Source organism: Nitrosomonas marina (assembly GCF_900111605.1).
GTDB lineage: Bacteria > Pseudomonadota > Gammaproteobacteria > Burkholderiales > Nitrosomonadaceae > Nitrosomonas > Nitrosomonas marina_A.
The window spans coordinates 1-5,737 of the sequence record NZ_FOIA01000062.1; the positions used below are offsets into that span (position 1 = coordinate 1).

The window sequence follows — 5,737 nt, forward strand, 5'->3', positions numbered from 1 at the left end:
GGTTGTTTCAGAACCACCGAATATGCACATGCCTATTGCCGGATTTCAAGCTACCTGCAATCCATGGCCAATAGAGGATATAACCCGCTTATCGCCATTCAAATCGCATTGGCGGGTGAGGCTCACAAAGTATGGGGAGAGTAGTTACGTTATTTTTCAAGTAATTAACATTCTAGATTTTTAATGTCTATTTGCCAATTATGTCTTAAGGATCTTGAGCTTAGAAATTCTCATATTGTTCCTGAATTTCTGCATAAGAAGTTGTATAACAATAAAGGGCATCTAGCTGCTATAAATGGTCTAGGCAATAAAGGCTACAAACCTCTTCAACAAGGGCTCCGCGAATATTTATTTTGTGAATGCTGTGAACAACATTTTAATATATTTTGCGAGAAACCGTTCCAGACTCAGTGGATAAACGCTAATCCAAATCCACTTCCAGATCCTTGGAGTGTTTCTGAGCCCTATTGGATTAAGGTTGACTACAATTCATTTAAGTTATTCCATCTTAGTGTCCTATTTCGTGCTAGCGTCAGTAGTTTGCCTAACTTTTCTGAAGTATCTCTGGGACCGCATCAAGATAAATTACGCCAAATGATTCAGAATCGAGACCCTGGCAAATTTTGGCAGTATCCAATATTCGGCGTGGCAATCATTCATCACAGAACCAAAAAAATTATACATTCGGTTACAATGGCTTATCGAACAAAATATCATGAACATACTTGCTATAGCATCGTATATGGTGGAGTTCACTGGTCAACCTCTGTTTCATCGCACCGCAACCACGAATTTGAACGCTGTGCTTTACAGGAAGATGGTTGTATACCTTTTCACGCAGTACCTTGGAATGAACTAGAAATTTTTCAAACTGCAGCAACAATGCTTCGGAATGCAAATTCATGAACTTTCTAACTAATCCATATATCATTTGGGCTCATTTTATTATTTTAGCGTATTAATAAAATAGATACTTGCAAATTACCAGATTTGTCCGTTTTGACGAGCCATACTTTTCTTGGACTTACCGCTGATGCCACTGATCGCAGGACTTTATGGTTGTGGGTCGGCGAATCGAAATCTCCCAGATCGATCGAAAAAAAGCAGACTCAACAGCATTCCCTGAATTTGTAACGTGACAGAATCGTGACAACGCTTTGCTGTTACTGATCACTGATCGTCGGACTTTATGGGTTATGGGTCGGGGAAATAATTCTAAACTTCCTTCCATATACTTATAATCGTGGCGAATCAAATTTGAAAAAACACTTATTATTTCAAGTCAACTATCTGTGAAAATTCTTTTGATAACGTACACTGCTCACTAAAAAATAGTATATTCTTTTATTTCTACAGGAGGTTAATTGCAGTTATTACGCGAACCCAAGTAACTTGAATTTTAAACATTCAATATGACTAATTTGATTTATAGAGTTTTTTTAATATTCATAGTTTTCAATTTACTCAGTTGCAGCACAAATATCAAAACAAAATCTGTTTCTGCTGCATCTGAATTAATTGAATCACCAAAACATATTTTTATAGACTTAAGCTATTTCAAAGATTTTCATGTTGCCATGAATTCTATCGGTTACGATGGAGAAGAACTTGAAGGTTTGTTCGGAGATGGCTTCGATGGGGGACTTGAGCAAATAGATAGAGTTGGCAGTGAGACTGGTGTAATGACTCCTGGTATCCATTATGCTGGTGTTGGCGTAAGTGCCTTAACAAGTATTGCTTTTGTCTATGCTATGAAAACTTATCAAATCAATAAATATCAGCGAAAGTTAGATGAACCAGTAAAAGATTTATTGAACAAAATGGAAGCAATAAATTGGATGCCAGTTATAGCAAAAGCTGTTGACCGAAATCATGGTGTCAGTATTTTTTTTAAAAAAAGTAATTATGAGACAAATGAAAATGTAATGCGAATAACTCCATTTTTAGATATAACTTCAAATCTATTATCACTTGAGTTGCATGCATATGTGGAGATTTTGTCAGTCAAGAACAAGCCAATATACAAAAAATATTTCCATATTCAATCTCCACCATTAATTGATATAGAACAAAATAAAACTCTAGCCGATTTAAATTCAATCGATAAAGAACAAATAAAGAAAATTACAATTTTTTTATTTGAGAATTTATTGCCCCTCATATTTTCTGATTTAAATTCAAATGATGCAACAACCTCTATTCAAAACATAAGATTCAATAATCACATGGGCAATTATTTTGAAAGAGGGCAATTATTAGATATAAACTCAGAACAAAATTATATAAAATTTAAAACTCTTCGGGGTCATGTCAAATATTATCCAATTGGGAGCATGAATTAGCAATTTGATTAAAATACATTCATTCTTCTGAAATTCCACTCGCTTCCGGATATTGCAAAACAGTTAAAATCTTATTCATCGCATTATCAAGCGTTACATAAATAGAATTTGTTAAATTAGGAAAAGCCATATTTTTCTCATCCCATGGTTCAGGAATTGCATTTGTTGAAGAAACCTGATGATACCAGTGAACACTGTTATTGTTTAATTCAACGAGTTCACCCCAAATTTGAACAGTTGCAGTTGGTGGTGCCGTTGGGACAAAACTATAATAAGGTCGCACAGTCCCAATTTTAATTAAACGTATGGTGAGCAGGTAATTAAGTTCGTACTTCTCTTTGTAAATCTCATAATCATTTTGTGAAATGCCATTTTCATGAGCTTTTAACTTCAACGCAAACTCAAATGGCATGAATTCATCAATCAAAATTACAGAAAAACCTTTTTCCTCAAGAATTACTTTGATTTGATTAGAAAAGAACTTAAATTCTTCTTCAAAATTTAGCGTTTCTAAATGTTTATTAAGTGATCTATTGGCCGCCGATATAATCGCATAATCTAACATACCTACAGAACCAGTATAGCCTGCCCAAGCTTTCGGAAGTTGCGTAATTAACAAACCAACTTTTGCATTTTGCTGAGGTTGCGACGTAAGGGTTATATGTTGCGGAATAGTTCCACATGCACTCAAGAAAATTAAAAGGATAAAAATTAATTTGAATCTCATTTATTATTATTTATTACAAGACATTTATTAAATACTATTTTGAGAATTATTTACAAAAAAACAATTTTTAACTACCACAAAATCGTCTATTTCATTTGAGGAAAATGCTAATCTTGATATTAGTATCATAAATTTTGATTGCATGTGTTTAAATAACTAACACCAAACGCCCCCACATTCTTCCACTACCCCCGAATCTTCACCGCAGCACTATTAGCAGCTTCCCGAAATACCTTGTTGGACAAGCAGGTACAACGTATCACCACCTTCAGATAGGGGTGGCCAAGTATCTGCTGTACTTCATGCAGCTTCCTGCCATTATTGACCAGATAAAACTCACACGCCCAAATGCTTGTGTCATCAGCACTTTCCATTCAAACAATAACACAAGCATTACAAACACCCGCAATCACCCACAAACAACGAGGTATCAATGACATAGACTATAATGGTTTTTTTTCAGTGTGATCTGTGAGGCGATAATTATAAAGAGGTATTTCGCGTCAATTATACGGGCACCGTTAATACGGGCACCTTTATAGTTTATTTTCTCTTCCATCCCTGCAAATTAAAGGATAAACCCTTCGGGTGTTTGCTTCACAAACATCTTTGAATTTACAAGGGTTGCAGAGATTTTGTTCAGTATAAGGTTTAAGGAAAATGGCGTTCAATGTTGAACCTGGGTATTAGTCATTTTTCTATTTTTAATTGTCGCGAAATCACAGTCTGTAATTGTTGCATATTCTGGCGAAGTTGAACACTGATTCCGGTCCAATGTGAACACAGATTTTTCCAACGCATGACGAGTTGTCTTTTTACTTTATTTGTTCATCTTGAGTCAATGAACTACTTCGTTTTCGCATAGATTCTCCTTTCAGTTGTAGTCGGTGTGCGTTATGCATTAATCTATCAAGAATGGCATCGGCCAGTGTGTTGTCACCGATACCGGTATACCATTGATCGGTAGGCAACTGACTGATGATCATTGTTGATGTGGCGCCATGGCGGTCATCCATAATTTCCAGCAAATCGTTACGATGTGCTGGTTTTAAGGGCTCGAGTCCCCAGTCATCAATGATCAGCAATTGCAGTTTCGCCAATAGTTTCAGTTGTTTGTGATAAGAGCCATCAGCCTTGGCTTGTGTCAACATCAGCAGTAAGCGCGACAGGCGGTAATATCGGACCGTGATTTCATGCAGGCAGGCGTTATGTCCGATGGCGCAGGCCAGATAGGTTTTGCCGCTGCCGCAAGGGCCGGTGATCAGTAGGTTTTGTCCCTTTTCAATCCAGTCAGCCTGTGCCAGTCTTGCGATCTGTGACTGGGTGATATTACGCGGATGCTGATAGTCGATATCCTGCATGCAGGCTTTGAGTTTAAAGAGAGCCTGGCGAACCAGGCGGTCTTGCTTGCGGTTTGTGCGCATGAGGTTTTCTTCATCGAGCAGCAATTGCAGGCGTTCGGTAAACGGCAGATTGTCATAAGTGCCGGTTTGTTCAAGCTGGCGCACCAGCGCATCGGCCATGCCGGAGAGTTTTAGCTGGCGCAGTTGTTGTAAAGCCTGTGTATGAGTCATGATACCGTCCTGTTAATGGTAGTCCCTGGGGCCACGGATATTTTCATGGATCTGTGGCAATTGAATATCGATATCCAGTTGTTGTGGTAATTGGTCGCGGTTGCTTTGCAGGATGGACTTGATTTGTTTGAGCCGGTAGAGCCGTTGTACATTGGCTATTTTGCAGGCTTTGTCCAGACGTTCCGGTGGATATTCCCGGCTGAGATTGAGCAGCCCCAGGCAGACACGATAGGCTTGTTCGGGGTGCGCTTTGCTGGTCAGTTGATAATCCACCCAGGTCAGTACTTCGCTGCCGATATCTTTGGCCCAGTTTTTTAACCGTCCCGGTGACCATTTCTGATGTTTCTGATGCCGGACCGGCATATGTGCCGGTAACGTTGTTGTTCCGGAGCGGTGCGCTCGAGGGTGTGAAGCGATCGGCTGACCGTTAAAGTACAGGCTGATCAGCGTTTCACTGGCGTGCAGTTGTAGATATTCGCCAACATACTGGTGTGGAACCGAGTACTGGTGTTGCCGGTATTGAACATGGTAATCGATATTGACCTTGACGGTTTTGATATCGACATAGCTGTAGGGATTTGCCGGTAATGGCTGCAGAACCGGCTTGTCGAGTTGTTCAAAAGCCTGTTGGCGATTACCGGGCAATTGTTTGAAAGACCTGTGGTTCAAGTCATTGAGCAGACTGGCAATACAGTGGTTGAGTTCTGCCAGACTGAAGAAGGTTTGCCTGCGCAGCTTTGCCAGTATCCAGCGTTCAACAATCTGTACAGCCACTTCCACCTTGGCCTTGTCTTTGGGTTTGTAAGGCCGTGCCGGGATCACCGCGACCTGGTAATGAGCGGCCCATTGCTGGTAGCTGGGATTTAAATCAGGATCATAGCGACAAGGCTTGCTGACGCCGGATTTAAGATTGTCGGGCACAATGATCTCAGGACAGCCACCAAAGAATTCCAGCATACGGCTCTGGCTGGCCAGCCACTCAGGCAGTGTCTGTCCAGCCGTGGCCTCGGCGTAGGTATAGTTGGATGCGCCCAGTGTGCCGACAAAGATCTGGGCCTGACGGATTTCGCCACTGGCCGCGTCAATGATCGGTA

At 40.2% G+C, this 5,737-nt stretch carries 5 protein-coding genes; 2 read left to right on the top strand and 3 right to left on the bottom strand.

Annotation, left to right across the window (positions count from 1 at the left end; all coding sequences use genetic code 11):
• Positions 1-183: 183 nt before the first annotated feature.
• Together BMY62_RS16025 and BMY62_RS15510 are read left to right on the top strand one after the other, a co-directional pair.
• Positions 184-906: a hypothetical protein gene (locus BMY62_RS16025; protein WP_177170425.1), complete on the top strand. Its 723-nt coding sequence runs from the start codon at positions 184-186 to the stop codon at positions 904-906.
• A 506-nt stretch (positions 907-1,412) separates the two neighbouring features.
• Positions 1,413-2,342 (top strand): hypothetical protein, encoded by a 930-nt coding sequence (locus tag BMY62_RS15510; RefSeq protein ID WP_090662094.1) that lies wholly within the window; start codon positions 1,413-1,415, stop codon positions 2,340-2,342.
• A gap of 19 nt (positions 2,343-2,361) precedes the next feature.
• Here BMY62_RS15510 and BMY62_RS15515 read toward each other — a convergent pair whose 3' ends face one another.
• The 3 genes from BMY62_RS15515 to istA all read right to left on the bottom strand — a co-directional run.
• On the bottom strand, positions 2,362-3,069 hold the full coding sequence (locus BMY62_RS15515) for a hypothetical protein (RefSeq protein WP_143058845.1): 708 nt from the start codon (positions 3,067-3,069) through the stop codon (positions 2,362-2,364).
• A gap of 815 nt (positions 3,070-3,884) precedes the next feature.
• A complete protein-coding gene (gene istB / locus BMY62_RS15520) occupies positions 3,885-4,643 on the bottom strand; it encodes an IS21-like element helper ATPase IstB (protein ID WP_090662099.1) in 759 nt (252 codons plus the stop codon).
• 12 nt (positions 4,644-4,655) lie between these two features.
• Positions 4,656-5,737: IS21 family transposase (gene istA, locus BMY62_RS15525; RefSeq protein WP_090662102.1), on the bottom strand; the 1,082-nt coding region annotated here is incomplete at its 5' end.